Source organism: Pantoea anthophila (assembly GCF_026104315.1).
In the GTDB taxonomy this organism is placed as follows: Bacteria; Pseudomonadota; Gammaproteobacteria; order Enterobacterales; family Enterobacteriaceae; genus Pantoea; species Pantoea anthophila.
Genome location: NZ_CP110473.1, coordinates 150,699 through 177,685, shown reverse-complemented (window position 1 = coordinate 177,685; position 26,987 = coordinate 150,699). Strand labels below are relative to the sequence as shown.

Annotated in this window: 29 protein-coding genes; 15 read left to right on the top strand and 14 right to left on the bottom strand. The window is 56.8% G+C overall.

What is annotated here, in order from left to right:
• The first annotated feature begins 7 nt into the window (after positions 1 to 7).
• The 6 genes from priA (at position 8) to rraA (ending at position 7,192) form a co-directional block, all read left to right on the top strand.
• Complete coding sequence (gene priA, locus OJ965_RS03380) at positions 8 to 2,203, top strand: primosomal protein N' (protein WP_265137787.1); 2,196 nt, start codon at positions 8 to 10, stop codon at positions 2,201 to 2,203.
• Between the two features lie 162 nt (positions 2,204 to 2,365).
• Positions 2,366 to 3,403, top strand: coding sequence for a DNA-binding transcriptional regulator CytR (cytR, locus tag OJ965_RS03375; RefSeq protein ID WP_265137786.1), 1,038 nt, complete (start codon positions 2,366 to 2,368; stop codon positions 3,401 to 3,403).
• A gap of 152 nt (positions 3,404 to 3,555) precedes the next feature.
• Positions 3,556 to 4,581, top strand: a complete 1,026-nt coding sequence (gene ftsN / locus OJ965_RS03370) for a cell division protein FtsN (protein ID WP_265137785.1) — start codon at positions 3,556 to 3,558, stop codon at positions 4,579 to 4,581.
• Between the two features lie 88 nt (positions 4,582 to 4,669).
• The gene (gene hslV / locus OJ965_RS03365; RefSeq protein WP_009088029.1) at positions 4,670 to 5,200 is read left to right on the top strand and encodes an ATP-dependent protease subunit HslV; all 531 of its coding nucleotides are present in this window, start codon (positions 4,670 to 4,672) and stop codon (positions 5,198 to 5,200) included.
• Positions 5,201 to 5,210: 10 nt separating this feature from the next.
• On the top strand, positions 5,211 to 6,548 hold the full coding sequence (gene hslU / locus OJ965_RS03360; protein ID WP_009088030.1) for an HslU--HslV peptidase ATPase subunit: 1,338 nt from the start codon (positions 5,211 to 5,213) through the stop codon (positions 6,546 to 6,548).
• 158 nt (positions 6,549 to 6,706) lie between these two features.
• Positions 6,707 to 7,192, top strand: a complete 486-nt coding sequence (gene rraA / locus OJ965_RS03355; RefSeq protein WP_009088032.1) for a ribonuclease E activity regulator RraA — start codon at positions 6,707 to 6,709, stop codon at positions 7,190 to 7,192.
• Between the two features lie 71 nt (positions 7,193 to 7,263).
• Here the strand turns inward: rraA and zapB are convergent, their stop codons facing one another.
• A complete protein-coding gene (zapB, locus tag OJ965_RS03350) occupies positions 7,264 to 7,503 on the bottom strand; it encodes a cell division protein ZapB (RefSeq protein ID WP_003851242.1) in 240 nt (79 codons plus the stop codon).
• A 405-nt stretch (positions 7,504 to 7,908) separates the two neighbouring features.
• Here zapB and OJ965_RS03345 point away from each other — a divergent pair, with 405 nt between their 5' ends.
• The 3 genes from OJ965_RS03345 to glpX all read left to right on the top strand — a co-directional run bounded on the left by OJ965_RS03345 (position 7,909) and on the right by glpX (position 11,412).
• Positions 7,909 to 8,763, top strand: coding sequence for an MIP/aquaporin family protein (locus tag OJ965_RS03345; protein WP_009088034.1), 855 nt, complete (start codon positions 7,909 to 7,911; stop codon positions 8,761 to 8,763).
• Between the two features lie 30 nt (positions 8,764 to 8,793).
• Complete coding sequence (gene glpK / locus OJ965_RS03340) at positions 8,794 to 10,305, top strand: glycerol kinase GlpK (RefSeq protein ID WP_009088036.1); 1,512 nt, start codon at positions 8,794 to 8,796, stop codon at positions 10,303 to 10,305.
• Positions 10,306 to 10,401: 96 nt separating this feature from the next.
• Positions 10,402 to 11,412 (top strand): class II fructose-bisphosphatase, encoded by a 1,011-nt coding sequence (gene glpX / locus OJ965_RS03335; protein ID WP_058957357.1) that lies wholly within the window; start codon positions 10,402 to 10,404, stop codon positions 11,410 to 11,412.
• On the opposite strand, the gene emrD is transcribed toward glpX, so the two are convergent.
• Positions 11,402 to 12,595 carry a multidrug efflux MFS transporter EmrD gene (emrD, locus tag OJ965_RS03330; protein WP_084690423.1) on the bottom strand — a complete coding sequence of 398 codons (1,194 nt, stop codon included), beginning with the start codon at positions 12,593 to 12,595 and terminating at the stop codon, positions 11,402 to 11,404. The two genes, glpX and emrD, sit on opposite strands and share 11 nt — an antisense overlap.
• A 273-nt stretch (positions 12,596 to 12,868) precedes the next feature.
• On the opposite strand from emrD, the gene fpr reads away from it, so the two are divergent.
• Complete coding sequence (gene fpr, locus OJ965_RS03325) at positions 12,869 to 13,615, top strand: ferredoxin--NADP(+) reductase (protein WP_009088043.1); 747 nt, start codon at positions 12,869 to 12,871, stop codon at positions 13,613 to 13,615.
• Here the strand turns inward: fpr and OJ965_RS03320 are convergent.
• Positions 13,606 to 14,040: a DUF805 domain-containing protein gene (locus OJ965_RS03320; protein WP_009088044.1), complete on the bottom strand. Its 435-nt coding sequence runs from the start codon at positions 14,038 to 14,040 to the stop codon at positions 13,606 to 13,608. The two genes, fpr and OJ965_RS03320, sit on opposite strands and share 10 nt — an antisense overlap.
• A gap of 96 nt (positions 14,041 to 14,136) precedes the next feature.
• Here OJ965_RS03320 and OJ965_RS03315 point away from each other — a divergent pair, with 96 nt between their 5' ends.
• Positions 14,137 to 14,727, top strand: coding sequence for a DUF1454 family protein (locus tag OJ965_RS03315; RefSeq protein ID WP_009088047.1), 591 nt, complete (start codon positions 14,137 to 14,139; stop codon positions 14,725 to 14,727).
• A gap of 120 nt (positions 14,728 to 14,847) precedes the next feature.
• A complete protein-coding gene (gene tpiA, locus OJ965_RS03310; protein ID WP_009088051.1) occupies positions 14,848 to 15,615 on the top strand; it encodes a triose-phosphate isomerase in 768 nt (255 codons plus the stop codon).
• A gap of 26 nt (positions 15,616 to 15,641) precedes the next feature.
• On the opposite strand, the gene OJ965_RS03305 is transcribed toward tpiA, so the two are convergent.
• The 6 genes from OJ965_RS03305 to cpxP form a co-directional block, all read right to left on the bottom strand.
• Entirely contained in the window at positions 15,642 to 16,415 is a 774-nt protein-coding gene (locus OJ965_RS03305) for a CDP-diacylglycerol diphosphatase (RefSeq protein ID WP_167432373.1), read from the bottom strand.
• A gap of 151 nt (positions 16,416 to 16,566) precedes the next feature.
• Positions 16,567 to 17,556 (bottom strand): sulfate ABC transporter substrate-binding protein, encoded by a 990-nt coding sequence (locus tag OJ965_RS03300; protein ID WP_009088055.1) that lies wholly within the window; start codon positions 17,554 to 17,556, stop codon positions 16,567 to 16,569.
• Between the two features lie 144 nt (positions 17,557 to 17,700).
• Complete coding sequence (pfkA, locus tag OJ965_RS03295) at positions 17,701 to 18,663, bottom strand: 6-phosphofructokinase (RefSeq protein WP_265137779.1); 963 nt, start codon at positions 18,661 to 18,663, stop codon at positions 17,701 to 17,703.
• A 205-nt stretch (positions 18,664 to 18,868) separates the two neighbouring features.
• Positions 18,869 to 19,771, bottom strand: a complete 903-nt coding sequence (gene fieF, locus OJ965_RS03290) for a CDF family cation-efflux transporter FieF (protein ID WP_009088059.1) — start codon at positions 19,769 to 19,771, stop codon at positions 18,869 to 18,871.
• A gap of 231 nt (positions 19,772 to 20,002) precedes the next feature.
• Positions 20,003 to 20,158, bottom strand: coding sequence for a con-10 family general stress protein (locus OJ965_RS03285; RefSeq protein ID WP_003851267.1), 156 nt, complete (start codon positions 20,156 to 20,158; stop codon positions 20,003 to 20,005).
• 455 nt (positions 20,159 to 20,613) lie between these two features.
• Positions 20,614 to 21,123, bottom strand: a complete 510-nt coding sequence (cpxP, locus tag OJ965_RS03280; RefSeq protein ID WP_046100843.1) for a cell-envelope stress modulator CpxP — start codon at positions 21,121 to 21,123, stop codon at positions 20,614 to 20,616.
• Between the two features lie 148 nt (positions 21,124 to 21,271).
• Between cpxP and cpxR the strand changes: the two genes are divergently transcribed.
• The 3 genes from cpxR to trmL are packed head-to-tail and all read left to right on the top strand — an operon-like array spanning position 21,272 to position 23,856.
• Entirely contained in the window at positions 21,272 to 21,970 is a 699-nt protein-coding gene (gene cpxR / locus OJ965_RS03275; RefSeq protein WP_009088062.1) for an envelope stress response regulator transcription factor CpxR, read from the top strand.
• Positions 21,967 to 23,346, top strand: a complete 1,380-nt coding sequence (cpxA, locus tag OJ965_RS03270) for an envelope stress sensor histidine kinase CpxA (protein WP_009088064.1) — start codon at positions 21,967 to 21,969, stop codon at positions 23,344 to 23,346. Before cpxR ends, cpxA begins: the two co-directional genes overlap by 4 nt.
• A 36-nt stretch (positions 23,347 to 23,382) precedes the next feature.
• Positions 23,383 to 23,856 (top strand): tRNA (uridine(34)/cytosine(34)/5-carboxymethylaminomethyluridine(34)-2'-O)-methyltransferase TrmL, encoded by a 474-nt coding sequence (gene trmL / locus OJ965_RS03265; protein ID WP_265137775.1) that lies wholly within the window; start codon positions 23,383 to 23,385, stop codon positions 23,854 to 23,856.
• Here the strand turns inward: trmL and cysE are convergent.
• The 5 genes from cysE to OJ965_RS03240 form a co-directional block, all read right to left on the bottom strand.
• Positions 23,853 to 24,674 (bottom strand): serine O-acetyltransferase, encoded by an 822-nt coding sequence (gene cysE / locus OJ965_RS03260; protein ID WP_009088067.1) that lies wholly within the window; start codon positions 24,672 to 24,674, stop codon positions 23,853 to 23,855. The genes trmL and cysE overlap by 4 nt on opposite strands.
• Positions 24,675 to 24,742: 68 nt before the next feature.
• A complete protein-coding gene (gpsA, locus tag OJ965_RS03255) occupies positions 24,743 to 25,759 on the bottom strand; it encodes an NAD(P)H-dependent glycerol-3-phosphate dehydrogenase (protein ID WP_181161969.1) in 1,017 nt (338 codons plus the stop codon).
• Positions 25,759 to 26,229, bottom strand: coding sequence for a protein-export chaperone SecB (gene secB, locus OJ965_RS03250; protein ID WP_009088070.1), 471 nt, complete (start codon positions 26,227 to 26,229; stop codon positions 25,759 to 25,761). The genes gpsA and secB overlap by 1 nt, the downstream gene beginning before the upstream one ends.
• A 38-nt stretch (positions 26,230 to 26,267) precedes the next feature.
• Positions 26,268 to 26,522 carry a glutaredoxin 3 gene (grxC, locus tag OJ965_RS03245; RefSeq protein WP_008926942.1) on the bottom strand — a complete coding sequence of 85 codons (255 nt, stop codon included), beginning with the start codon at positions 26,520 to 26,522 and terminating at the stop codon, positions 26,268 to 26,270.
• A gap of 26 nt (positions 26,523 to 26,548) precedes the next feature.
• Positions 26,549 to 26,980 carry a rhodanese-like domain-containing protein gene (locus OJ965_RS03240; RefSeq protein ID WP_140029944.1) on the bottom strand — a complete coding sequence of 144 codons (432 nt, stop codon included), beginning with the start codon at positions 26,978 to 26,980 and terminating at the stop codon, positions 26,549 to 26,551.
• Positions 26,981 to 26,987: the final 7 nt, after the last annotated feature.

Below are 26,987 nucleotides of genomic sequence, written 5' to 3'. Positions count from 1 at the left end.
GAGAGTTATGCCCGTTGTCCAGGTTGCCCTGCCCGTCCCCTTGCCCCGCCTGTTTGATTATCTGCCGCCACAGGGCGCGCAGCCGGTCATTGGTGGTCGCGTAAGTGTGCCCTTTGGCAATCGCAGGATGATCGGCATTGTGGTCGCCCTGCGTGAGAGCAGCGATCTGCCCGAAGGACAGCTCAAGCGCGTCATTGAGGTGCTGGATAGCGAGTCACTCTACCCCTCTTCGCTGTGGCGCATCCTTAACTGGGCCGCCAGCTACTATCACTCTCCCCAGGGCGAAGTGCTGAACCATGCCATCCCGGTGCTGCTGCGTCAGGGTAAACCCGCGCAGGATAACCCGTTATGGCGCTGGGAAATTACCGAGCAGGGCCGGGCGACCATGCCGGAGAGTTTAAAGCGCGCGCCCAAACAGCAGCAGGCGCTGGCTGCCCTGCGTCAGCAGCCACTCTATCGCCATCAGGTCAGCGAACACGACCTGACGGAGGCGACGCTTCAGGCTCTGCGCACCAAAGGGCTGTGCGAGCTGTATGAGCATCAGCCGCAGCGGCACGACTGGCGAACCACCTTCGCCGTTAAAGGCGAACGCCTGCGTCTGAATACCGATCAGGCGATGGCGGTCGGTGCAATTCGGGCAGATGACGAACATTACGCCGCCTGGCTGCTGGCGGGCATCACCGGTTCCGGCAAAACGGAGGTCTACCTCAGCGTGCTGGAGAATGTGCTGGCTCGGGGAAAACAGGCGCTGGTGCTGGTCCCGGAGATCGGCCTGACCCCGCAGACCATTGCCCGTTTCCGGGAGCGTTTTGATGCGCCGATTGACGTGCTGCACTCCGCCTTAAACGACAGCGAGCGGCTGGCCGTCTGGTTACGTGCGCGACGCGGTGAAACGGCAATTGTGATTGGCACCCGCTCGGCGCTGTTTACCCCGCTGGCCCGGCCGGGGGTCATCATCATTGATGAAGAGCACGACAGCTCTTACAAGCAGCAGGAGGGCTGGCGCTATCAGGCGCGCGATCTGGCTGTGTTTCGCGCCCATGAAGAAAATATCCCGATTGTAATGGGATCGGCGACGCCCGCGCTGGAGACGCTGCACAATGTGCGCAGCGGCAAGTATCGCCAGCTCGACCTGACAAAGCGCGCAGGCAATGCCAGACCGGCGCTGCAACAGCTGATCGACTTAAAAGGTGTGCAGCTGATCGGCGGCCTGGCACCGGGCCTGATTGGCAAAATGCGTCAGCATCTGCAGGCGGATAATCAGGTGCTGCTGTTTCTTAACCGCCGCGGCTTTTCGCCCGCCCTGCTCTGTCACGACTGCGGCTGGATTGCCGAGTGTCACCGCTGTGACCGCTACTACACGCTGCATCAGCATCATCGCCAGCTGCGCTGCCACCACTGCGACAGCCAGCGTCCGCTTCCTCATCAGTGCCCGCAATGTGGCTCCACTCACCTGCTGCCGGTCGGTGTCGGCACGGAACAGCTGGAACAGCAGCTCGGCACGCTGTTCCCTGGCGTGCCGGTGTCGCGAATCGATCGTGATACCACCAGCCGTAAAGGGGCGCTGGAGCAGCATCTGGCCGATGTGCATCGCGGAGGCGCGCGCATTCTGGTTGGTACTCAGATGCTGGCGAAGGGCCACCACTTCCCTGACGTGACGCTGGTGTCGCTACTGGATGTCGATGGGGCGCTGTTTTCCGCCGATTTCCGGGCGGCGGAGCGCTTTGCTCAGCTCTACACCCAGGTCGCCGGACGTGCCGGGCGTGCCGGTAAGCAGGGCGAAGTCCTGCTGCAGACCCACCACCCGGAACATCCGCTGCTTCAGACCCTGCTGCACCAGGGCTATACGGCGTTTGCGCAGCAGGCACTGCTGGAGCGCCAGGCGGTTCACCTGCCACCCTGGAGCCGCCATGCGCTGTTTCGCGCTGAAGATATGGATAATCAGCAGGCAGCTGAATTTCTGCAACAGCTTCGTAACCTGCTGGAGGCCAGTCCGCTCAACGATCAGGCCATGTGGTTTATGGGGCCGGTCCCGGCCCTGCAGCCAAAACGCAGCGGCCGCTGGCGCTGGCAACTGCTGGTTCAGCACCCTTCCCGGCAGCGTCTGCAGCAGTTGCTGAGCAGTTCGCTGCCGCTGATTTCCACCCTGCCCGCCGCGCGCAAAGTGAAATGGACGCTGGATATTGACCCTACCGAGAGCTGATCTCCGCTGACGTTGCGAGCCAGATCGAAAAATGTCGCATAAGTCACAATTTTTATGCAAATTAAGTAACAACCAGCCACGCAATCGTTAACAATGTGGCTGGTTTGCCTCTGAGCAGGCAAAAACAGAATCGAACACGCCATAATGCGTCAGGAGCATGTGTTGGAGCAGAATCAACAACCGCCCGCCGCCACGATGAAGGATGTCGCGGAACATGCGGGTGTCTCAACCGCCACCGTATCGCGTGCGCTGATGAATCCGGAGAAAGTTTCTGCGGCCACCCGACAGAAAGTCGAACAGGCTGTTGCCGCTGTCGGCTATGCAGCACATGGTCCAACACGCAACGCGCGTCGCAATGAGACCCGAACCATCCTCGTCATTGTCCCTGATATCTGCGATCCCTTCTTCAGTGAAATCATCCGCGGCATTGAAGTCACGGCAGCCGAAGAGGGTTATCTGGTGCTGATTGGCGATTGCGCCCATCAGAATCAGCAGGAGCGAACCTTTCTCAACCTGATGGTGACGCGCCAGATAGATGGCATGGTCCTGCTGGGCTCACAGCTGCCCTTTGATGCCGGCATTGATGAGCAGCGCAACCTGCCGCCGATGGTGATGGCGAATGAGTTTGCGCCCGAAATGTCACTGCCCTCGGTGCACATCGACAACCTGACCGCCGCGTTTGAAGCGGTTAATCATCTGCTGCAGTTAGGTCACACACAGATTGCCTGTATCGCCGGGCCGGAAGAGATGCCGCTCTGTCAGTATCGGTTACAGGGCTATGTCCAGGCGATGCGGCGCAGTGGCCTGACGGTCGATCCCACCTATATTGTGCGCGGCGATTTCACCTTCGAAGCGGGCGTTGCCGCGATGAATCAGCTGATGACCCTGCCGCAGCCACCGCGCGCGCTGTTCTGCCACAGCGACATTATGGCGCTCGGGGCGATGAATCAGGCCCGACGCTGCGGGCTGCGGATACCTGACGATCTCTCTGTGGTGGGATTTGATGACATCGAGTTGGCGCGCTACTGCGAGCCGCCGCTGACTACCGTTACCCAACCGCGCTATCAGATCGGCCGGGAAGCGATGCTGCTGCTGCTGGATGAGCTGAATGGCAAACGGGTCATCAGCGGTTCGCGGCTACTGGACGCGGGTCTGACCATTCGGGGCAGCACGGCGCGCGCAAAAAAGCGTGAAAAATAAGCGTATTCGCCGCGCTTTTTCAGTAGATTCTTAAAGCGAACACTGCTGGTCAAAGTTCCGACCCTTGAGTAACATGGCGGACTCCTTGCCGGGCGCGTAAAAATCATCATTTCGCCCATCTGGCACTATTTTTGAAGGGTATAAGAACGAGAGTGGCACAAAAAGATTACGTAGGCCGCGGGCGTTCAACAGGGACGCGTCGCAAAAAAAGCCCCAGCCGCGGCAAGAAGAGCAAAGGCGGTTCGGGAACATCCAAACTGATGATTGTACTGGCGGTCGCCGTGCTGGTGACCTTTGCCGGTGGTTTATGGTTCCTGGCGCATCACAAGAAAGAGGACGTGCCGGTCATTACGGATCATAAAGCCAACGGCAATGGCTTACCGCCGAAGCCCGAAGAGCGCTGGAAATATATTAAAGAGCTGGAGAACCGTCAGGTTACCGTGCCGACCCCTATCGAACCCTCTTCGGGTGGCGAGGTGAAGTCGCAGACGCAGCTGACTGACGAGCAGCGCCAGCTGCTGGAGCAGATGCAGGCGGATATGCGCCAGCAGCCAACGCAGCTGAACGAAGTGCCGTGGAACGAACAGACACCGGCGCAACGTCAGCAGACGCTGCAGCATCAGCAGCAGTTACAGCAGCTGCAACGCCAGCAGCAGCAATTCCAGCAACAGCAGCAACGTCAGCAGCAGCAGGTTCAGCAACAACAGCTGCAGCAGCAACGTCAGCAGTTGCAGGCTCAACAGCAGCAACAGCGCCAGCAGCAGTTGCAGCAGCAACAACAGCGTCAGCAGCAGCTGCAGTTACAGCAGCAACGTCAGCAGCAGCAGCAGCAGCAGCAGCAGCAGCAAAATGTTCAGCGCCAGACGCAGCCTGCGCCAGTTACGCGGGAACCCGAGTTGCAGTCAAAACCGCAGGAGACCGCAAAAGCGAAACCGGCGGAGAAAGCCTCTTCGCAGCGCTGGATGGTGCAGTGCGGGTCATTCAAAGGCACCGACCAGGCGGAGTCAGTGCGTGCCGGTTTAGCCTTTGAAGGATTTGAAAGCCGCATTACGACCGGTGGCGGCTGGAATCGCGTGGTGATTGGTCCGTATAAAGATCGCGCCTCTGCGGACAGCACACTGAAGCGTCTGCGCAGTTCCGGCCACTCCGGCTGCATTCCCCTCTCAATCGGGGGTTGAAACCCGTCAAACCCGCCCCATATCTGTTGCATGATACTCCGCGCCCCGTGCGCGGAGTCCTTTTCCGACTGCAACAAGGGGTCTGCCCGTGACAACAATAGTAAGTGTACGACGCAACGGCCAGGTAGTGATTGGCGGTGATGGCCAGGCTACGCTCGGCAATACCGTGATGAAAGGCAACGTTAAAAAAGTGCGTCGTTTATACAACGATAAGGTGATTGCCGGATTTGCTGGCGGCACCGCAGACGCCTTCACCCTGTTTGAGCTTTTCGAACGTAAACTAGAAATGCATCAGGGCCATCTGGTGAAAGCCGCGGTGGAACTGGCTAAAGACTGGCGTACTGACCGTATGCTGCGTCGACTTGAAGCCCTGCTGGCGGTCGCGGATGAGTCCGCCTCACTGATCATCAGCGGTAATGGTGATGTAATTCAGCCTGAAAACGATCTGATTGCCATCGGCTCCGGCGGACCTTTCGCCCAAGCCGCGGCACGTGCGCTGCTGGAGAATACCGACATGGGCGCGCGCGACATCGTTGAGAAGTCGCTGAACATCGCAGGCGATATCTGCATCTACACTAACCATAACGTTAATTTCGAAGAATTAACCTCCAGGGCGTAAAGGTATAACTATGTCTGAGATGACTCCACGCGAAATCGTCAGCGAACTGAACCGCTTTATTATCGGCCAGGACAGCGCCAAGCGCGCCGTGGCTATTGCACTGCGCAACCGCTGGCGTCGCATGCAGCTGGATGAAGAGCTGCGCCATGAAGTGACCCCGAAAAACATCCTGATGATCGGACCGACCGGTGTCGGTAAAACGGAGATCGCCCGTCGTCTGGCTAAACTGGCCAATGCGCCTTTTATCAAGGTCGAGGCGACCAAATTTACCGAAGTGGGTTATGTCGGTAAGGAAGTCGATTCGATCATTCGCGACCTGACCGACTCCGCCATTAAGATGGTGCGCAGCCAGGCGATTGAAAAGAACAAATACCGTGCAGAAGAGATGGCGGAAGAGCGCATCCTGGATGTTCTGATTCCGCCAGCCAAAAACAACTGGGGCCAGTCAGAGCAGAGCGCGGAACCTTCTGCGGCGCGCCAGTCGTTCCGTAAAAAACTGCGCGAAGGCCAGCTGGATGACAAAGAGATCGAGATCGACCTGGCCGCCAGCGGCCCGGGCGTCGAAATCATGGCGCCTCCGGGAATGGAAGAGATGACCAGCCAGCTGCAGTCGATGTTCCAGAACCTCGGCGGCCAGAAGCAGAAACCTCGCAAGCTGAAGATCAAAGAAGCGATGAAGCTGCTGATCGAAGAAGAAGCGGCAAAACTGGTGAATCCGGAAGAGCTTAAACAGGACGCCATCGATGCCGTCGAGCAGCACGGTATCGTGTTTATCGATGAGATCGACAAAATCTGTAAGCGCGGCGGCCAGAATGCTGGCGGTCCGGATGTGTCACGCGAAGGCGTTCAGCGCGACCTGCTGCCGCTGGTGGAAGGCTGCACGGTCTCAACCAAGCACGGTATGGTGAAAACGGACCACATTCTGTTTATCGCTTCGGGCGCGTTCCAGGTTGCCAGCCCGTCCGATTTGATCCCGGAACTGCAGGGTCGTCTGCCTATCCGCGTTGAACTGCAGGCGCTGACCGTGAATGATTTCGAACGCATTCTGACCGAGCCTAATGCGTCGGTAACCGTGCAGTACAAAGCGCTGATGAATACCGAAGGCGTGAATATTGAGTTCACCGAGGATGGTATCCGCCGGATCGCTGAGGCCGCATGGCAGGTTAACGAAACCACCGAAAACATCGGTGCGCGTCGTCTGCATACCGTACTGGAACGTCTGATGGAGGATATCTCCTATGACGCCAGCGATCGTCACGGTGAATCGGTCACCATCGATGCTGACTATGTGGGCAAACATCTGGATGAACTGGTGGCTGACGAAGACCTGAGCCGCTTCATTCTCTGATTCACGGATGTCGCACTTTTCAGAAGCCCAGCCGAACCGGCTGGGCTTTTTTATGCATGTTCTTGATCGAACGATGCTTTTTTCAGGGTGATGATTTTGCCAACAATCTGCATATAGCGATATACTTAGCATTCCTGTGGCAAACAGACGAAACCCTTATGAAATACGATACATCTGAACTCTGCGATATCTACCATGAAGAAGTGAATGTTGTTGAACCGCTTTTTTCAAACTTTGGTGGGCGCACTTCATTCGGTGGTCAGATTACCACAGTGAAATGCTTTGAAGACAACGGCTTACTCTACGATCTGCTGGAAGAAAATGGCCGCGGTCGGGTGCTGGTGATTGATGGCGGCGGTTCCGTGCGTCGGGCGCTGGTGGATGCGCAGCTGGCACGTCTGGCAGCCACTAACGAGTGGGAAGGCCTGGTCATCTACGGGTCAGTACGTCAGGTTGACGAGCTGGAAGAGCTGGAAATTGGCATTCAGGCGATTGCCGCCATTCCGGCCGGCGCGGCGGGTGAAGGGATTGGCGAAAGCGATGTGCGCGTCAATTTCGGCGGCGTGACCTTCTTTTCCGGTGACCATCTCTATGCCGACAATACCGGTATCATTCTGTCAGAGGATGCGCTGGACCTCGAATAAGGTCCGACAGCAACCGGGAGCAGACATGAAAACGGGTGCCTGAGCACCCGTTTTTCACATCAGCTGAGGCTTCAAACCTCTTCCATTTTTCCCAGCAGTGCGCGCAGACGTTCCTGCCAGACGTGCTGCTCTTCTTTCAGGTGCTGATTTTCACGCATCAGCGCATCGTGGTTGCCCGCGACTTGTTGCGCATCGTTACGCAGTGAGTTGTTCTGCTCTTTCAGCTCTTCGATTTCCATCTGCAACAGGGTGATGGTATCAATCGCCTGCTGTACTTTCGCTTCCAGTTTCTCAAACACTTCAAATGACATCTTTCTGACCTCTCCTAAATTCCTGCAAGGCGTTGATGATGCCAGCGCTAGCCAGCAACGTTGTCCCGATTGTATGTACCCTCACCCCGCAAGTCCAGCAACGCGGGCGCGCCGGGCGTAGTCTGTAACACTTTTCAGTCTATGCCTGAATTTATGCTGTGCTCCGATCAACGGCACACAGAGATCTCTCCGCCACGCCCGCTATCCGGCGCATTTAAGGGCGAAAGAAAGCCGGAATACGCGAAAACGCGCATTTTTATGACACAGTACACAAAAAATGATTTCGCTATTTCTCGTTTATGTTCGTTAACGATAAATTCACACCAACCCTACAATAAAGCTGGGCGACTCATGGAATGAGAACAAAAACTGATAAAATTTAACCTCGCTTCAGGAACCACTATTATGAGTCAGACAACTAACACGCTCAAAGGTCAGTGTATTGCCGAATTTCTGGGGACAGGCTTGATTATTTTCTTCGGCGCGGGCTGTGTGGCCGCACTGAAACTCGCCGGTGCCGCATTCGGTCAGTGGGAAATCTGCATCATCTGGGGGCTGGGCGTTTCCATGGCCGCCTACCTCACCGCAGGCATTTCGGGTGCGCACCTGAACCCGGCCATTACCGTGGCGCTCTGCCTGTTTGCAAATTTTGAAGGACGTAAAGTTCTGCCTTACATCATCTCACAGGTTGCCGGCGCCTTTTGTGCCGCAGCGCTGGTCTATGGCCTCTACTACAGCCTCTTTATTGACTATGAGCAGAGCCATCAGATGGTGCGCGGTACGGTTGAGAGTCTCGACCTGGCGGGCATCTTCTCAACCTATCCTAACCCGCACATCGGTGTCGGTCAGGCATTCCTGGTTGAGATGGTCATCACGGCGGTACTGATGGCGGTCATCATGGGTCTGACGGATGACGGTAACGGCATCCCACGCGGCCCACTGGCACCCCTGCTGATCGGCCTGCTGGTCGCGGTAATTGGTGGCGCAATGGGTCCGCTGACCGGCTTTGCCCTGAACCCGGCACGTGATTTCGGACCGAAGATTTTCGCATGGCTGGCAGGCTGGGGTAACGTTGCCTTCACCGGCGGTCGTGACATCCCTTACTTCCTCGTTCCGATTTTTGGTCCGCTGGTCGGTGCCTGCCTGGGTGCCGTAGGTTATCGCGCACTGATTGGCCGCTATCTGCCAGGCACCGCGAAGGAACCTGCCAGTGTTCCTGCAGACAAACCGGTTGCACGCGCTCAGCAGCGTAAAGCGTAAGTTTCACCTTTTATCATCAGGACTGAATTTATGACTACCACAGATAAAAAATACATTGTCGCGCTCGATCAGGGCACAACAAGTTCACGCGCCGTGATCCTCGATCACGACGCCAACATCGTCGCCGTCTCGCAGCGTGAATTTACCCAGATCTACCCGAAAGCGGGCTGGGTTGAGCATGATCCGATGGATATCTGGGCCTCTCAAAGCTCCACGCTGGTTGAAGTGCTGGCACACGCCGATATTCGCTCCGATGAAATTGCCGCTATCGGTATCACCAATCAGCGCGAAACCGCTATCGTCTGGGACAAAGAGACCGGTAAGCCGGTCTATAACGCCATCGTCTGGCAGGATCCCCGCACCGCCGACTACTGTAACAAACTGAAGAAAGAGGGACTGGAAGAGTATATCCAGCACACCACCGGTCTGGTGATTAACCCCTACTTCTCCGGCACCAAAGTGAAGTGGATCCTCGATAACGTTGAAGGCGCGCGTGAGCGTGCGAAACGTGGCGAGCTGCTGTTCGGCACCGTTGATACCTGGCTGGTCTGGAAAATGACCCAGGGCCGCGTGCATATCACCGATTACACCAACGCCTCCCGTACCATGATGTTCAACATTCACAAGCTGGAGTGGGATCAGCGCCTGCTGGATATCCTGGATATCCCGCGTGAAATGCTGCCGGAAGTGAAATCGTCGTCTGAAGTCTATGGTCAGACCAACATCGGCGGTAAAGGCGGCACGCGTATTCCTATCGCCGGTATTGCCGGTGACCAGCAGGCGGCGCTCTATGGCCAGCTCTGCGTCCAGCCTGGCATGGCGAAAAACACCTACGGCACCGGCTGCTTTATGCTGATGAACACCGGTACTGAAGCGGTAACCTCAACGCATGGCCTGCTGACCACCATCGCCTGTGGCCCGCGTGGTGAAGTGAACTATGCGCTGGAAGGGGCGGTGTTCATCGGGGGTGCCTCGATTCAGTGGCTGCGCGATGAGATGAAGCTGATCAGCGATGCCGCTGACTCTGAATACTTTGCGATGAAAGTGAAAGATACCAACGGCGTCTACATGGTGCCGGCATTCACCGGTCTGGGCGCACCTTACTGGGACCCGTATGCCCGTGGCGCGATCTTCGGTCTGACGCGCGGTGCGAACGCTAACCACATCATCCGTGCCACGCTGGAGTCGATCGCTTATCAGACCCGCGACGTTCTGGAAGCGATGCAGAACGATGCGAACACCCGTCTGCAGGCGCTGCGTGTGGATGGAGGCGCGGTGGCCAACAACTTCCTGATGCAGTTCCAGTCTGACATCCTCGGCACCCGTGTTGAGCGTCCGGAAGTGCGTGAAGTTACGGCGCTGGGTTCAGCATATCTGGCAGGTCTGGCTGTCGGCTTCTGGCAGGATCTGGATGAAGTCCGTGCAAAATCGGTGATTGAGCGTGAGTTCCGCCCAAGCCTGGAAACCACCGAACGTAACTTCCGCTATGCCGGCTGGAAAAAAGCCGTCGCCCGCGCGCAGGCGTGGGAAGAAGAAGAGTAATACCGGGGCCCGCGACCGTCTGCGTCGCGGGCCTTTTCCCCGCCCCACTCTCCCGCTGTGTTACACTGCCTGTCTGTTTTTTGTCAGGCAGAGACCATGAAACGAGAACTTGCCATTGAATTTTCCCGCGTAACCGAAGCTGCCGCTCTGGCGGGCTATCACTGGTTAGGGCGCGGCGACAAAAATGCGGCCGATGGCGCGGCTGTTCATGCCATGCGTCACGTCCTCAACTCCATTGAGATCGACGGCCAGATTGTGATTGGCGAAGGCGAAATCGACGAAGCCCCGATGCTCTATATCGGTGAAAAAGTCGGCACCGGTCGCGGCGACGCGGTCGATATTGCGGTCGATCCGATTGAAGGCACCCGCATGACGGCGCTGGGTCAGGCTAACGCGCTGGCCGTCATGGCCGTGGGCGACAAGGGCAGTTTTCTCCACGCACCCGATATGTACATGGAGAAGCTGATTGTGGGACCGGCCGCCCACGGGGCAATCGATCTCGACCTGCCGCTGGAAACCAACCTGCGTAATATCGCTATCGCGATGAACAAGCCGCTGTCGCAGTTAACCGTGTCGATTCTGGCAAAACCCCGCCATGACGCGGTGATTGGTCAGCTGCAGCAGCTGGGTGTGCGGGTCTTCACCTTCCCGGATGGCGACGTGGCCGCCTCCATTCTGACCTGCATGCCGGACAGCGAAGTGGATGTGATGTATGGCATCGGCGGTGCGCCGGAAGGCGTGGTCTCTGCGGCCGTCATCCGGGCGCTGGACGGCGATATGCAGGGCCGGCTGCTGGCGCGTCATCACGTTAAGGGCGACAGCGCGGAAAACCGTCTGCTCGGCGAGCAGGAGCTGCAGCGCTGTGCAGAGATGGGGATTGAGGCGGGGAAAAAGCTGACGCTGAGTGAGATGGCGCGCAACGACAACGTGGTCTTTGCCGCCACCGGCATTACCAGTGGCGAGCTGCTGAAAGGCATTACGCGTCAGGGCAATATCGCCACCAGCGAAACCCTGCTGATTCGCGGTAAATCACGCACCATCCGCCGTATCCAGTCGATTCACTATCTTGACCGCAAGGATCCGGCGCTTCATCCGTTTATCCTGTAACCGCCTGGTTGCCGCGCTCCGGCTGACGTGAGAGCGGCAACCAGCAGAGCAGCATCACCAGCGCCGTGAAGAACATCAGCATCCCCAGACTGAACTGGTCGCGCTGCGGCATCATCGCTGACAGCCACGCGACCAGACCCGAGCCCAGGTTCATCAGCCCGCCAATCAGCGCGCCCGCGCTACCCGCCAGCCAGGCATAAGGTTCCATAGCGCCAGAGGTTGCCAGCGGAAAGAGCATACCGGCACCAAAAAAGAAGAGCGCGGCCGGCACCAGCAGGGTCCAGATATTCATCACGCCGAACCACGCCGGGATCCACATCAGAATGCCCGCCAGCAGGCAGCTGTTCACGCCCCACCACATCAGGCTATGCCAGGAGCCCTGCTCGCGGCCGGCAAACCAGGCGCCAAAGAAGGCCGCCGGAATCGGCAGAATAAACAGGATACTGACAGTCAGGCTGTGCAGGCCCAGCACGCCGCCCAGTAATACACCGCAGCTCGACTCAAATACCGCAATTCCGGCGAGCGCGCCAATCAGCAGCACGATGTAGCGGACGAAATTCGCGTCGCTGAGCAGACGGGCGTAGCGTTTAAAGAAGGGCGTCACTTCTGCACTCTGCGGCCGGGTCTCCGGCAGCCAGCGCGCCATCGCACCGGTTACCGTCAGGCAGAGCAGCAGCAGGAAGGCAAAGCAGGCATGCCAGCCAAAGAGCTGGGTCAGCAGCGCACCAATCACCGGCGCCAGCAGCGGGCTGACCAGAATGCCCATATTCAGCAGGCTGTTAGCACGGCGCAGCGCGTGACCCTCATAAAGATCGCGCGGCATGGTGCGGGCCATCACGCCAGCCACGCCGGTTCCCAGCCCCTGCACGGCGCTGCCAAGCACCAGCATATCCAGCGAGGTCGCCATCAGCGCGGTCACCGCCCCGATCATAAAGATCAGCATGCCTGCCAGGATCACCGGGCGCCGCCCCACGCTGTCCGACAGCGGGCCGTAGATCAGTTGCGATCCGCCATAGGTCATCAGATAGGCCGCCATCACGCGTTGCAGCGCGCCATCCCGCACGTTCAGCGCATCGGCCATTACCGCCATAGCCGGAACATAAATGGTCTGCGCCATCTGACCCACGGCCACCAGCACAATCAGCATCACCAGCAGCGGGCGATTTTCCAGTTTCGTCATCATGGTTATACAAAATATCTTTCTGTGAAAGGAGGTTAAAACAGCGGTTCACCCGCCGGACATCTTATTATGGCGGGCAAAATATCAGGATTAGGTGACAAAGCGAGAGGCAGACGAAAAGGTCCTGGCTTGCGCCTGTCAAGTTTATGCACCAGCCTGTAAAGGGAATGCAACGGTTTGTCGATTCGAGCCTTTGCGAGGGCGCAGGCTGGCAATAGCGCCGGGCAGCCGCGAAAATAGTGACCTGCCTGAATCATCAACAACCAGGGAGTGAGTATGGCTGAGTGGGTCAATGCTGAAGTAAAGGAAGTCAAAAACTGGACGGATGCGCTGTTCAGTCTGCGGGTGACGGCACCGGTCGATCCCTTTATCGCCGGGCAATTTGCCAAACTGGCGCTGGAAATTGAGGGGGAACGCGTGCAGCGCGCTTACTCCTACGTCAACGCGCCGAAAGATGATCTGCTGGAGTTCTATCTGGTTACGGTGCCAGAGGGCAAGCTCAGCCCGCATCTGCAGGCCCTCCAGCCAGGCGATCAGGTGATGGTCACCAAAGAAGCCGCGGGCTTCTTTGTGCTGGATGAGGTTCCGCCGTGCAGGACGCTGTGGATGCTGGCGACCGGCACCGCTATTGGTCCTTACCTGTCGATGCTGCAGCAGGGCGAAGGGCTGGAACGCTTTGAAAATATCGTGCTGGTGCATGCCGCGCGTTATGCGGCCGACCTGAGTTTTTTACCGCTGATGCAGCAGCTGCAGCAGCGTTATCAGGGTCAGCTACAGATTCAGACGGTGGTAAGTCGCGAAGAGATTGCCGGTTCGCTGACTGGCCGGGTACCTGCGCTGATTGAGAATGGCGAGCTGGAGCGGGCCACCGGTCTGACACTGGATGCAGAGAGCAGCCATGTGATGCTGTGCGGTAACCCGCAGATGGTGCGTGATACTCAGCAACTCCTGAAAGAGACACGTGAGATGCGCAAACACCTTAAGCGTAAGCCGGGGCATATCACCAGCGAACATTACTGGTGAGCCGTTGAGCGGTATCGCACCGGCTGGGTCGCCGGGCCAAACCGGTTAGCGCCGGGGGAGCCGCGAAAAACGCCGAGGTCGAGCAGCAGGCCCGCCAGTAAAACAAAGGGAATGGCGCGTCCCAGCAGCCAGGGCAGGATGCCCGCCAGCATGCTCCAGTTCCCCACCACCAGCAGCCAGGCCACGATCACCAGCAACCCCCAGTAGCCGGGACGATCGCGATCGTGCAGCCGTTTGACGATCACCGCGCTGGCAGGCCACAGCAGGCAGACCACGCCAAAGGCCGCCATCTGGGTATCGAGCCAGTCGTTAGCCGCCAGCACGAAGAGCAGTGTCGTTGTCAGCAGCCAGACCGCCTGCCAGATCCAGAAATCACGTCGTCCCAGCCGGCCGCGCCAGGAAAAACACCATTGTTGTAACGTCATGCTTTATCATCCGGAAAAGAGAGCTGCCGCGCTTTTGACCTCGCGGATAAAAACCGTTTTAATTTGCGCCTGAGTTTACGGGACAGGATCGACAAAATGAAGAATTTGCCTGGCGCACTGCTGTTATCGTTTGCGCTGACGGTTCCGGTCTTTGCCGCCGATCCGCCACCGCAGGAGCGGACCGATGCGTTGCCTCCCGCCCCCTATCTGCTGGCGGGTGCGCCCACCTTTGATATGACTATCGGCCAGTTTCGCGAAAAGTATAATCTGGCCAATGCCGCGCTCATCCTGCCGGAGTATCGCGCTATTGATAATCGCGGTGACAAAAGCAACCTGACGCGGGCTGCCAGCAAAATCAATGAGACGCTCTACGCCTCTACGGCGCTGGAGCCCGGCACCGGCAAAATCAAAACGTTGCAGATTACCTGGCTGCCGTTACCTGGCCCGGATCAGAGCGCCTCGCAGCAAAAGGCGCTGGCCTACATGACCGCCCTGCTGCGCTTCTTTGTGCCGGGATTAAGTGCCGAAGAGGGGCGTAAAAAGCTGGAGGCGTTGCTGAATGCTGGCAAGGATTCACCCTACTATGCGCAGGTCGACGGCGCGCTGCGATTTGTCGTCTCTGACAGCGGTGACAAGGGGCTGACCTTTGCGATTGAGCCGGTCAAACTGGCGCTCGCCAGCCCCTGATGATGTGGCCGAAAATGACGAAAAGCAAAGCCATCGCAACATTTGATCTCTATACTGTCTGGCAGACAACGCTGCCGGCTGGCAGCGATTTTTCATGTATCGCGTTATGCGGAGGATAGAATGCGACATCCACTGGTTATGGGTAACTGGAAGTTGAATGGCAGCAAGCAGATCACAGCTGAACTGATCGCCGGTCTGCGCAAGGAACTGTCTGGCGTTGACGGTTGTGGCGTTGCCATTGCACCGCCGGCACTCTATCTCGAGCAGGCAAAACACGCCCTCTCCGGTAGTCACATTGCACTGGGTGCACAGAACGCAGACGTTAACCTGTCTGGTGCCTTCACCGGTGAAGTTTCCGCAGAGATGCTGAAAGATATCGGCGCGAAATATATCATTATCGGTCACTCAGAGCGTCGTACTTACCACAAAGAGAGCGACGAGTTCATCGCGAAGAAATTCGCGGTGCTGAAGTCAGTGGGTCTGGTTCCCGTGCTCTGCATCGGTGAAACCGAAGCAGAAAACGAAGCGGGTAAAACCGAAGAAGTCTGCGCTCGTCAGCTGGATGCCGTGCTGGAAACCCAGGGCGCTGAAGCGTTCAATGGTGCGGTCATCGCCTATGAGCCCGTCTGGGCTATCGGTACCGGTAAATCGGCGACCCCTGCGCAGGCTCAGGCCGTGCACAAATTCATCCGTGACCACATCGCGAAGAAAGATGCGGCAGTCGCGGAGCAGGTCATCATTCAGTACGGCGGCTCCGTTAACGACAAAAATGCGGCAGAGCTGTTCACCCAGCCTGACATCGATGGTGCGCTGGTTGGCGGTGCGTCACTGAAAGCTGACGCGTTTGCGGTCATCGTGAAAGCGGCGGCGGCGGCAAAAAGCGCCTAAGCGTTGATACACAGATTAAAGGCGGCTTAAGCCGCCTTTTTTATGGGCGCAATCAGCTGGCAGCTATGATCCTGCACCTCCTCCGCCGACCCGCTATTCAGCAGCAGCCAGTTTCGCTCTATCGCCATCAGCACCAGTCGCCCGTCGCTTAACTGCGCCAGCGCCAGTCCATATTTCCCCATCTCTGTGCGCGCCTGTGGCCGCTCACTGGCCAGACGGATAAAGGCACTCTGCTGCGCCAGTTCGGCTGGCGTCAGGGCACGCAGCCAGTAGTGATGCTGACGCAGCGTGCTGCGCTGCCACTGGCCGTTAAGCTGCGGCGTCAGCGTATCGAGTTGCCGACGCACATCGGGGCGCAGGCAGGAGAGGTGAATATGAAGCTGGTTCTGGGTGCGGCCATACTCTGAATTAATAGCCAGCGACAGAACCCGGTCGTCAATCGGCGAGCCATGCCGCTGGGCTAACAGATAGCGTTCATGCCAGGCAAAGGCAAAATAGTTGGGTGTGGCTGGCTGAAGTAAGCGCGGGCTTTCTATGCCCGTGATCCTGTCGAGCGGAATCAGCAGAAACTGCAATGGCCCATGGATATCTTTCAGCATGGCATAACGATGTGGCCGATCGACACGCTGACAGGGCGCAGGGTTGCCACTGCTCTGCTGGTGGGGCACACATTTCTCGCTGACGATCTGCCACAGCGCATCACTGTTCTTTTTAAAATGCAGTGCGGCCGCCAGCATCCCCGCAATGACCAGCACCAGCAGGATCGCCATCCCGCGGGCTGCATGACGGTGTATCGGCATAACAACGCTTCCTGAGTGGCTTCGCAGCCTGCATCCTCGCCTGGCGGGAAAAGAATGTCACGGGGAATTCTGGCTGATAGCGCAGCAGGGGTGGAGAAGAGAGAGGTGTCGCGTTAAGCGGTCAGCGCAGAGATGCGCTGACCGCCATGCCTTACGGTTTCATGACCTGGTCATAGCTGCCGCCATCGGCGAAGTGGGCTTTCTGAGCCTGTGTCCAGCCACCAAACTTGTCCTGAATGGTGAACAGTTTCACGGGCGCAAAGGTGCTGGAAAATTTCTTCGCAATCTCAGCATCACGCGGACGGTAGTAGTTCTGCGCGGCAATCGTCTGGCCTTCCGGCGAGTAGAGGTATTTCAGATAGGCGTCCGCAACCTTACGCGTACCCTTTTCGTCCACCACCTTATCGACTACCGACACGGTCGGCTCAGCCAGAATGGATTCACTCGGCGTCACAATCTCGAACTTATCTTTGCCCAGCTTGTTCACCGCCAGATAGGCTTCGTTTTCCCAGGCGATGAGGACGTCACCAATGCCGCGCTCAACGAAGGTGTTGGTCGCGCCACGCGCACCGGAATCCTGCACCTCAACGTTTTTAAACAGCGCTCTGACGTAAGCCAGCGCTTTAGCCTGATCGCCATTGTTGTGATCCAGCGCCCAGCCCCAGGCCGCCAGATAGTTCCAGCGTGCCCCGCCGGAGGTTTTCGGGTTAGGGGTGATGACAGAGACACCTGGTTTGATCAGGTCGCTCCAGTCATGAATGCCTTTGGGATTGCCTTTGCGTACCAGGAAGACAATGGTCGAGGTGTAAGGGGCGGAGTTATCCGGCAGACGCTGAAGCCAGTTTTTATCAATACGCCCGCGTTCTGCAATGGCATCGACATCGGATTGCAGGGCCAGCGTCACCACATCTGCCCGGATGCCGTTAATTACGGAGGTTGCCTGCTTGCCGGAGCCGCCATGGGACTGACGCACCACGACGTTATCGCCGGTTTCCTGTTTGTAGTGCGCACTGAACGCTTTATTGTACTGTTCGTACAGCTCACGCGTTGGATCGTAGGACACGTTAAGCAGCTGAATGTCTTTTGCCAGAACGCTGGTTGAGGCCAGCAACAGGGTAACGCCGATACTCCACTTGTTCATTACGCACTCTCCCAATGTCGTTATGGGCGTAGCGTGACATAAACCAATACAGAGCTTAAAGAATTAAAAATAAGTGGTTATAACTGTGGGGAATATAGGCTGGCGATGCCGGGGCGTGCGGTAACGCACACCCCGGCAGAGGGATCAGTAGAGTTTTTTCGCGGTGTCGAGCCAGTCACGCTTAAACGGACGCTTCATGTTTTCAATCGCGTCAATGATGTCGTGATGCACCATCTTCTCATTCTGAATACCAACACAACGACCGCCATAGCCCTGCATCAGCAGCTCAATGGAGTAAGCGCCCATGCGTGACGCCAGAATACGGTCATAGGCACAGGGCGCGCCACCACGCTGAATATGGCCCAGCACGGTGGAACGGGTTTCGCGTTTGGTTTCTGTTTCGATAAAGCGCGCCAGATCGTCGATATCGCAGATATGTTCGGTAATCGCCACGATAGCGTGCTTTTTCCCTTTGGCGATGCCCGCTTTGATTTCCGCAACCAGCTCTTCACGGGTATAAGGGAATTCCGGCAGCACGATGAACTCACAGCCACCCGCAATGGCCGCCGCCAGCGTCAGGTCGCCGCAGTAGCGGCCCATCACTTCAACGATGGAGATACGCTGATGCGACGAAGAGGTATCACGCAGGCGGTCAATGGCCTCCACCACGGTTTCCAGCGCCGTAAAGTAACCGATGGTGTAATCCGTTCCGGCAACGTCGTTGTCGATGGTGCCCGGTAAGCCGATGCAGGGGAAGCCCATTTCGGTCAGACGTTTCGCCCCCATGTAGGAGCCATCGCCGCCGATCACCACCAGCGCGTCAATGCCGCGCTTTTTCATGTTCTCGATGGCCACCTGGCGAATATCTTCATTACGGAATTCAGGAAAGCGCGCAGAGCCCAGGAAGGTGCCGCCGCGGTTGATCATGTCGGAGACGCTGTAGCGATCGAGATTGATCATGCGGTCTTCGTACAATCCCAGATTGCCATCATAGATCCCAAAAACTTCCAGTCCTTCACTCAGCGCGGAACGCACGACTCCACGAATAGCTGCGTTCATGCCTGGGGCGTCACCGCCGCTGGTTAATACACCAATTTTTTTGATCATGACAACCTCTGGATTTTTAAAACGAAGGGTTAATCCTGCCTGTCGATCGCTGCTGAACATCATTAAAGGCCAGCGCGACATGTGATGGCAGATAGTATATCAAAGGCTTGCTGCTGAATTGATTCAGGTCAGACAACTTTTCACTATTTTTTGCAGCAATGTTAGCGTTACGTCGTCCCTTACGTATCAAATTGATTCGTTTAGGTTAAAAACCTGGAGAATCCTCCTTCTCGAACGGTACCACAGAACAGGGGTCCTGATGGATAATTACGTCTGACCCGGGAAAGGCGTCGCGTAATGCCCTCTCAACCTGATCGGCCACACGGTGCGCCTGCACCAGAGGTAGCTGGTCTTCAAGCTCCAGATGCAGCTGAATAAATTTTGTCGGGCCGGACTGGCGGGTACGCAGATCGTGCACCCCCTGCACCTGCGGCCAGTTCGTTGCCAGCGTCAGAATCTGCTGACGCTCCTCTTCCGGCAATGCGCGATCCAGCAGGGACTGCACTGCGTCGTAGCCCATACGCAACGCGCTGTAGAGAATAAAAATGCCGATTCCCAGCGCGAACAGGGCATCTGCCCTTGCAAAACCATAGCTGCTCAGCACCAGGGCGATCAGAATCGCGCCATTCATAATCACATCGGACTGATAGTGCAGCATGTCAGCCCGAATGGCCTGACTGCGGGTTTTTCGCACCACCCAGCGCTGAAAGGCCACCAGTAACAGGGTTGAACTCAGCGCGACAACCGTCACCACAATCCCGACACCAGGAGCCCGCAGAACATCCGGCGACGCCAGATGTTGCAGGCCGGTCAGGAACAGAAACAGCGCCGAGCCTGAAATAAACATGCTCTGAGCCAGTGCCGCCAGCGATTCCGCTTTACCGTGCCCGAACGTATGGTCTTCATCGGCGGGCTGCAGCGCATAACGCACCACCAGCAGATTCGTGAGCGACGCGGCAATATCAACCAGCGAGTCCACCAGCGAAGCGAGCAGACTCACCGAACCGGTGTACCACCAGGCAAAGATTTTCACGATCAACAGCACCGACGCGAGAAGGGTAGCGGCCAGCGCAGCACGCTTTACCAGTCGGCCATAAGAGGGTTGCATGCCGGATCCCCTGCAGCCCATCATCAGATGAGGCGTATTCAGATGGAAGAAAGGCTGAAGTCTAACACCCTGAGGCGGGCAATGCTTAAGGAGGCGCAACGGAGAGAGGTTCTTTACGGCGGGGGCAACCGATAAAAACAAGCCCCGGCCTTTGAAAAGGACGGGGCAGCGTGTCATACACATCAGTGCCAGACCCTGAGTTTCAGGTCTGTTCAGGAAACGTTGCAGCTGTTACTTTTTGCCGCCTTTCTTACCGGCTTCTGATGCTTTTTCACGATCGTTTTTAAAGTTTCCGCCGCCGCTGTTCTGGCCGCCTTTTTTACCGGCTTCAGAGGCCTTTTGCGGATTATCTGCGAAATTACCTGAACCACCACGATGCTCTGCCATAATTTACTCCGTTAATAGATTCATTCGGGATTACATAATGTGGTTGTTGCTCCCTGAGACTTCGCGAAATCACTTCACTTCCCTGCAGTGACAAGATTAAGTGTAGATAAAGCCAGGGCGCCAGCAAGCGCAACGGTAAAATCCCTATCTTACTGAAAAATAGTATTTATTTTTCCGAACAGACGAATAAATATACTCTTTTCAACGGGTTAAAATATTTTTTCCCTGTTTTGCCCTGCCGGTGCGCTTAAACGCAACCAGAACCCCGGTCAGTTCATCTTTCAGCAACTAAAAGCCGGTAAAGGGCCAACAGGCGCTAACAAAACCGGGGTTTTGTTGTGCGGTGATGATTCGGGTCAAAACAGAAAAAGTGAAAAAAAGATAAAAAAAACCCCCGCCATCATGGCGGGGGAAGACAGGGATGTGTCTATGGCAAGGAAAACAGGGATACTATGTTACTGGTTACTGCTGGTACTACTCACTGCCTGCAGCGATGAGGCCGACTGCAAATTCGAAAACTGGCGCAGCTCATTCAGCCGCCGCTGGTAGTTCTTCTGTAACGTGGCCTGCTGAGCCGGCGTTAACAGCTGAAACATCTGATTCTGTACGCGTGCCATCTCAACCTGCTGTTCAACCTGAACTCTGGCGATAATTTCCGCTCTGTTGCGGATGGCCGCTTCGTTAAACTGGTCTGCAGTCACTAACTCATGAAGTGCTGCGATATCGTCAATATGAACCACCGGGCGATCATGTCGGGCCTGTTGCATCAGGTCACGCATCTGCTGACGTTGCTCTTCCGTCAGCTCAATGCCATCGAACATGTGGCTTTGCGGATTTTGCGTCATACTGCCTGTCGGAAATCCGCCATGATGCATCTCGTCAATCGTCGTCGCATCTTTAGCACCTGCACTGGCGATACTCAGGGTCATCGCTGAGGCAAGGACGACGGCGGTTAATTTGCGCATCGTGTACTCCAGTTTGTTCCGTTTTGCGATTCAACGAGAGCCAGTGTACGGCGACAGCTGCAAACATCCGTCAGGGGGTGTAAAACTACGTAAAGCGATGGATAGGTGCGCCAGGAACACGGTATTTTGCCTGCGGAGGGCTACAAAAATGAATAAAATCCTGTTGGTAGATGACGACCGCGAATTAACTTCGCTTTTGAAAGAACTGTTAGAAATGGAAGGGTTTGAAGTGGTAGTGGCCAGCGATGGTGAACAAGCGCTGAACCTGCTCGACAACTCTATTGATCTGCTTTTACTGGATGTCATGATGCCGAAGAAAAACGGTATCGACACCCTGAAAGAACTGCGACAGCAACATCAGACTCCCGTCATCATGCTGACCGCGCGCGGCAGCGAGCTGGATCGCGTGCTGGGCCTCGAACTGGGCGCAGATGACTATCTGCCTAAGCCGTTTAACGATCGTGAACTGGTGGCCCGTATCCGCGCGATTCTGCGGCGTTCGAACTGGAGTGAACAGCAGCAGCAACACGATAACAGCTCACCGACGCTGGAAGTGGACTGCCTGCGTCTCAATCCCGGTCGTCAGGAGGCCAGCTTTGATGATGTGACGCTGGATCTGACCGGCACGGAATTTACCCTGCTCTATCTGCTGGCGCAGCATCTGGGCCAGGTGGTCTCACGCGAACACCTGAGTCAGGAAGTGCTGGGCAAGCGTCTGACGCCGTTTGACCGCGCCATTGATATGCATATCTCCAATCTGCGTCGCAAGCTGCCTGAGCGCCGTGATGGTCATCCCTGGTTTAAAACGTTACGCGGCCGCGGCTATCTGATGGTTTCGGCATCATGATTGGCAGTCTGACCACCCGCATCTTCGCTATCTTCTGGTTAACCCTGGCGCTGGTGCTGATGCTGGTGCTCATGGTGCCTAAACTCGATTCACGTCAGATGACCTCGCTGCTGGAAAGTGAACAGCGGCAGGGCATCATGATTGAGCAGCACGTCGAAGCCGAGCTGTCACAGGATCCCCCTAACGATCTGATGTGGTGGCGTCGTCTGTTCCGTGCCGTCGAAAAATGGGCACCGCCGGGTCAGCGACTGCTGTTAGTCACCAGCGAAGGTCGGGTGATCGGCGCGCAACATAACGAAATGCAGGTGATCCGTAACTTTATCGGCCAGTCTGACAATGCCGATCATCCGCAGAAAAAGAAATATGGTCGGGTGGAGCTGGTCGGGCCTTTCTCCGTGCAGGATGGCGAAGACAACTACCAGCTTTACATGATCCGTCCCGCCAACAGCTCCCAGCTCGATTTTGTCAATCTGCTGTTTGACCGCCCGTTACTGCTGCTTATCGTGACGATGCTGATCAGCTCCCCGCTGCTGCTGTGGCTGGCCTGGAGCCTGGCGCGCCCGGCGCGTAAGCTGAAATATGCCGCCGATGAGGTGGCGAGCGGAAACCTGCGCCAGCACCCGGAACTGGAGTCAGGCCCGCAGGAGTTTCTGGCCGCCGGGTCGAGCTTCAACCAGATGGTGAGTGCGCTGGAGCGGATGATGACCGGTCAGCAGCGCCTGCTATCGGACATCAGTCATGAACTTCGTACCCCGCTGACCCGCCTGCAACTGGCAACCGCGCTGCTGCGTCGTCGCCAGGGTGAAAGTAAAGAGCTGGGACGCATTGAGATGGAGGCGCAACGCCTTGATGGCATGATCAACGACCTGCTGGTGCTCTCGCGCACACAGCACAAGAATGCGCTGGTCAGCGAAGCGATGAAGGCCAATCAGTTGTGGAATGGGGTGCTGGAAGATGCCCGTTTCGAAGCTGAGCAGATGGGCAAGAAGATGGATATCCCCTATCCTCCGGGCCCGTGGCCGCTCTATGGCAATCCGCACGCTCTGGAGAGTGCGCTCGAAAATATCGTGCGCAATGCGCTGCGCTATTCACACACCCACATCAGCGTCAGCTTCTCCGTCGATATTTCCGGTATCACGGTTCACGTCGATGATGATGGTCCTGGCGTAAGCCCGGAAGATCGGGAACAGATTTTCCGTCCCTTCTACCGGACTGATGAAGCGCGCGATCGCGAATCGGGCGGCACCGGGCTGGGTCTGGCCATTGTCGACACGGCCGTACAGCAGCATCGCGGCTGGGTGAAAGCCGATGACAGCCCACTGGGCGGTCTGAGACTGACTCTCTGGTTACCGCTCTACTCCTCCGGTCGGCAATAATTTGTTATGCTTCGGCCCCTGTCATCGGGGGCCTTAATGCTTAACATTGTCTTGTTTGAACCAGAAATTCCGCCGAATACCGGCAATATCATCCGCCTGTGCGCCAATAGTGGCTTTCAGCTTCACCTGATCCAGCCGCTTGGCTTCGCCTGGGATGACAAGCGCTTACGCCGCGCCGGGCTGGATTACCATGAATTTACGGCCATCAGATTCCATGCGGATTATGCGGCGTTTCTCGCCTCAGAGGCACCAGCGCGTCTGTTTGCGCTGACGACCAAAGGGACACCTGCACACAGTGCTGTGACGTATCAGGCGGGCGATTATCTGCTGTTCGGACCGGAGAGCCGTGGGCTGCCGGCTGAGATACTGGCGGCGTTACCGGCGCAGCAGAAAATCCGCATCCCGATGCGGGCAGAAAGCCGCAGCATGAACCTGTCGAACGCCGTTTCGGTAGTGGTGTATGAAGCGTGGCGCCAGCTGGATTATGCCGGCGCGCTGATTAAGGACTAGATGCCGTCGCCGAACTGAAAACCCGCCAGGCTGCCGTTGAAGTGCTGATCCATATCCATTGATGGCTTATCGCTGCCTGGCTTGCCGACGATACGGGCGGGTACGCCTGCTGCCGTGGTGTGCGGCGGCACAGGCTGCAACACCACAGAACCGGCACCGATTTTTGCCCCCCGGCCCACTTCAATGTTGCCGAGCACTTTCGCACCGGCTCCAATCATGACCCCTTCACGGATTTTAGGATGGCGGTCGCCGCTGGTCTTACCGGTGCCGCCCAGCGTCACCGACTGCAGGATAGAGACATCGTTCTCCACGACTGCAGTTTCACCAATCACGATGCCTGTGGCGTGGTCGAGCATGATACCGTGACCAATGCTGGCAGCGGGATGAATGTCGACTGCAAACGAGACGGAGATTTCATTCTGCAGATAAACCGCCAGCGCACGACGGCCCTCATTCCACAACCAGTGGCCGATGCGGTACGCCTGCAGGGCGTGAAACCCTTTAAGGTAGAGCAGCGGGGTGGAGTATTTATCGACTGCCGGGTCGCGCTGACGCACCGCCTGAATATCGTAAGCCGCTGACAGTATCATCGACGGGTCTTCACGGTAGGCTTCTTCGACGATTTCGCGGATGGCGATGGCAGGCATAATCGGATTTGCCAGCTTGTTAGCCAGCATATAACTCAGTGCGCTACCGAGATTTTCATGCTTAAGCAATGTCGCGTGAAAGAAGCTGGCCAGCATCGGCTCACAATCAGCCAGGGCTCGCGCTTCTGCTTTGATATTATTCCAGACCAGTTCTAACTCATCAGACGACATTGCTGCTTTCTCCCGATAAAAAAAGCGCCTGAATGGGCGCTGCAGGTGATGATGCTACGCGTCCTGCGTTAGCCAGTGCTGTTTTCGTCCTTCCTTGTTCGTCCCAGCAGGCTCAATGCTGCATCTCTCGCCGGTTTTTCGCAATACAGCACCTGATAAATCTGCTCGGTAATCGGCATTTCCACACCGAATCTTGAAGCCAACGCTTTGACTTCTTTGGTGTTTCTGTAGCCCTCTACAACTTGTCCGATAATGCGTTGCGCGCTATCTACATCTTCGCCCTGGCCCAGCATCATGCCAAACCGGCGGTTGCGCGACTGATTGTCCGTACAGGTCAGGACCAGATCGCCCAGGCCCGCCATCCCCATAAAGGTGGTGGGATCGGCGCCCAGTGCAGCACCGAGCCGGCTCATCTCAGCCAGACCGCGGGTGATCAGTGCGGTTCGCGCGTTGGCGCCAAATCCGATACCGTCAGAAATGCCGGCTCCGATAGCAATCACGTTTTTCACCGCGCCGCCCAGCTGGACACCGACAAAATCGGGGTTGTTATAAACGCGGAAACTTTTACCGCAGTGCAGCTTCAGCTGCAGATCGTCAGCAAACTGCGCATCCGTGGCGGCCAGCGCGATAGCCGTCGGTAAGCCTGCGGCCAGCTCTTTGGCGAAGGTCGGCCCCGAGATCACGGCCAGCGGGATGGACTCGCCCAGAATCTCACGCGCCACATCCTGCAGCAGGCGTCCGGTCTCTTTTTCCAGCCCTTTGGTCGCCCAGACAATCCGCGAGTCAGACCGCAGATGAGGCTTAATCTGTTGCAGTACGTCGCCAAAGACATGGCTCGGCACCACGATCAATATGTCGCGGCTGGCTTCAATGGCTTTTTGCAGGTCGGGTTCAGGAGAGAGGTTATCGGGAAACGGAACGTCAGGAAGGAAAGCCGTGTTGCAGCGGTCGGTCTGAAGCTGCGCCAGATGCGCCGGGTTATGTCCCCACAACAGTACCGGATGGCCATTACGGGCCAGCGTAATCGCCAGAGCGGTGCCGTAGGATCCGGCACCGATGACGCTAATCGAAGCGTGAGTGGTCATCAGGCATCCTGATGTTGTTGAGCACCTTCTTCACCCTGCTGCTGCTGCAGATAGTTCATGAACAGTGCATCAAAGTTGACCGGTGCCAGGTTCAGCTGCGGGAAGGTGCCACGTGATACCAGGCTGGTAATGCATTCACGGGCATACGGGAACAGGATGTTCGGGCAGTAAGCGCCCAGGCAATGTGCCATCTGCGTTCCTTCGATACCGCTGATGGTAAAGATACCGGCCTGCTGAACTTCACACAGGAAAGCGGTCTCTTCACCCACGTTGGCGGTTACAGTCACACGAAGTACCACTTCGTAAACATCGTCAGCCAGCTGAGAAGATGCAGTATCCAGATCCAGTTTGACGTCCGGTTCCCACTCTTTCTGGAAAACCTGCGGGGCATTAGGCGCTTCAAAAGAGATATCTTTTGTGAAGACGCGCTGAATCTGGAATTGCATTTCGTTCGTGTTATGTTCTGACATGTGACCAAATCCTATGTATGAGATTGTCCGGCGTAAACTTACGCCTGCAGTAAGGGATCTAAACCTTCGCGATTATCGAGTGCGAATAAGTCATCGCAGCCGCCAATGTGCTGCGCATCAATAAAAATCTGAGGCACGGTGGTACGGCCACTACGCTTGATCATCTCTTCGCGTTTCGCCATGTCTCCATCAATGGGAATCTCCTGGAACGACACGCCTTTTTGCGTTAACAGCGCTTTCGCCCGATGGCAGTAAGGACAGGTGGCCTTGGTGTACATTTCAACATTTGCCATGCTACGCACCTCTGTCAGGTTACAGGTTATTTACCGCGAACTAACGGCAGATTTTCGCCGCTCCAGCCGCTGATGCCATCTTTCAGAACAAAGACCTGCGGGAAGCCAGCAGCACTCAGATGTGCAGCGGAATCAGACGCGCTTTGTCCGGTTGCACATACCACAATTATGGGCTGCGCTTTGTGCTTTTCCAGTTCGTCTGCGTTGCCTTTTTTAATCTCAGCGGCTGCCACATTCAGCGCACCTGAAATATGCCCTCTGCGAAAATCGTCGCGCGAACGCACGTCGACAACCACCGCGTCCTCTTTGTTAATCAGGCGGGTCGCTTCACCGCGGCTGATCGTTTTTACCTTAGAGAACATTCCTTTAACGGTAGTCACAATCACCAGAATGAGTAAAACGACCCATGCGAGACTCAGGATGGGGTGATTGCTTGCAAACTGCATAATTTCTTGCATGAGGGGT

Bases quoted from the DNA above. Each gene is read 5' to 3' on its own strand.
- priA (WP_265137787.1), top strand. From the start codon at position 8: ATGCCCGTTGTCCAGGTTGCCCTGCCCGTCCCCTTGCCCCGCCTGTTT.
- hslU (WP_009088030.1), top strand. From the start codon at position 5,211: ATGTCTGAGATGACTCCACGCGAAATCGTCAGCGAACTGAACCGCTTT.
- rraA (WP_009088032.1), top strand. From the start codon at position 6,707: ATGAAATACGATACATCTGAACTCTGCGATATCTACCATGAAGAAGTG.
- zapB (WP_003851242.1), bottom strand. From the start codon at position 7,503: ATGTCATTTGAAGTGTTTGAGAAACTGGAAGCGAAAGTACAGCAGGCG.
- OJ965_RS03345 (WP_009088034.1), top strand. From the start codon at position 7,909: ATGAGTCAGACAACTAACACGCTCAAAGGTCAGTGTATTGCCGAATTT.
- glpK (WP_009088036.1), top strand. From the start codon at position 8,794: ATGACTACCACAGATAAAAAATACATTGTCGCGCTCGATCAGGGCACA.
- glpX (WP_058957357.1), top strand. From the start codon at position 10,402: ATGAAACGAGAACTTGCCATTGAATTTTCCCGCGTAACCGAAGCTGCC.
- emrD (WP_084690423.1), bottom strand. From the start codon at position 12,595: ATGATGACGAAACTGGAAAATCGCCCGCTGCTGGTGATGCTGATTGTG.
- fpr (WP_009088043.1), top strand. From the start codon at position 12,869: ATGGCTGAGTGGGTCAATGCTGAAGTAAAGGAAGTCAAAAACTGGACG.
- OJ965_RS03320 (WP_009088044.1), bottom strand. From the start codon at position 14,040: ATGACGTTACAACAATGGTGTTTTTCCTGGCGCGGCCGGCTGGGACGA.
- OJ965_RS03315 (WP_009088047.1), top strand. From the start codon at position 14,137: ATGAAGAATTTGCCTGGCGCACTGCTGTTATCGTTTGCGCTGACGGTT.
- tpiA (WP_009088051.1), top strand. From the start codon at position 14,848: ATGCGACATCCACTGGTTATGGGTAACTGGAAGTTGAATGGCAGCAAG.
- OJ965_RS03305 (WP_167432373.1), bottom strand. From the start codon at position 16,415: ATGCCGATACACCGTCATGCAGCCCGCGGGATGGCGATCCTGCTGGTG.
- OJ965_RS03300 (WP_009088055.1), bottom strand. From the start codon at position 17,556: ATGAACAAGTGGAGTATCGGCGTTACCCTGTTGCTGGCCTCAACCAGC.
- pfkA (WP_265137779.1), bottom strand. From the start codon at position 18,663: ATGATCAAAAAAATTGGTGTATTAACCAGCGGCGGTGACGCCCCAGGC.
- fieF (WP_009088059.1), bottom strand. From the start codon at position 19,771: ATGCAACCCTCTTATGGCCGACTGGTAAAGCGTGCTGCGCTGGCCGCT.
- OJ965_RS03285 (WP_003851267.1), bottom strand. From the start codon at position 20,158: ATGGCAGAGCATCGTGGTGGTTCAGGTAATTTCGCAGATAATCCGCAA.
- cpxP (WP_046100843.1), bottom strand. From the start codon at position 21,123: ATGCGCAAATTAACCGCCGTCGTCCTTGCCTCAGCGATGACCCTGAGT.
- cpxR (WP_009088062.1), top strand. From the start codon at position 21,272: ATGAATAAAATCCTGTTGGTAGATGACGACCGCGAATTAACTTCGCTT.
- cpxA (WP_009088064.1), top strand. From the start codon at position 21,967: ATGATTGGCAGTCTGACCACCCGCATCTTCGCTATCTTCTGGTTAACC.
- trmL (WP_265137775.1), top strand. From the start codon at position 23,383: ATGCTTAACATTGTCTTGTTTGAACCAGAAATTCCGCCGAATACCGGC.
- cysE (WP_009088067.1), bottom strand. From the start codon at position 24,674: ATGTCGTCTGATGAGTTAGAACTGGTCTGGAATAATATCAAAGCAGAA.
- gpsA (WP_181161969.1), bottom strand. From the start codon at position 25,759: ATGACCACTCACGCTTCGATTAGCGTCATCGGTGCCGGATCCTACGGC.
- secB (WP_009088070.1), bottom strand. From the start codon at position 26,229: ATGTCAGAACATAACACGAACGAAATGCAATTCCAGATTCAGCGCGTC.
- grxC (WP_008926942.1), bottom strand. From the start codon at position 26,522: ATGGCAAATGTTGAAATGTACACCAAGGCCACCTGTCCTTACTGCCAT.
- OJ965_RS03240 (WP_140029944.1), bottom strand. From the start codon at position 26,980: ATGCAAGAAATTATGCAGTTTGCAAGCAATCACCCCATCCTGAGTCTC.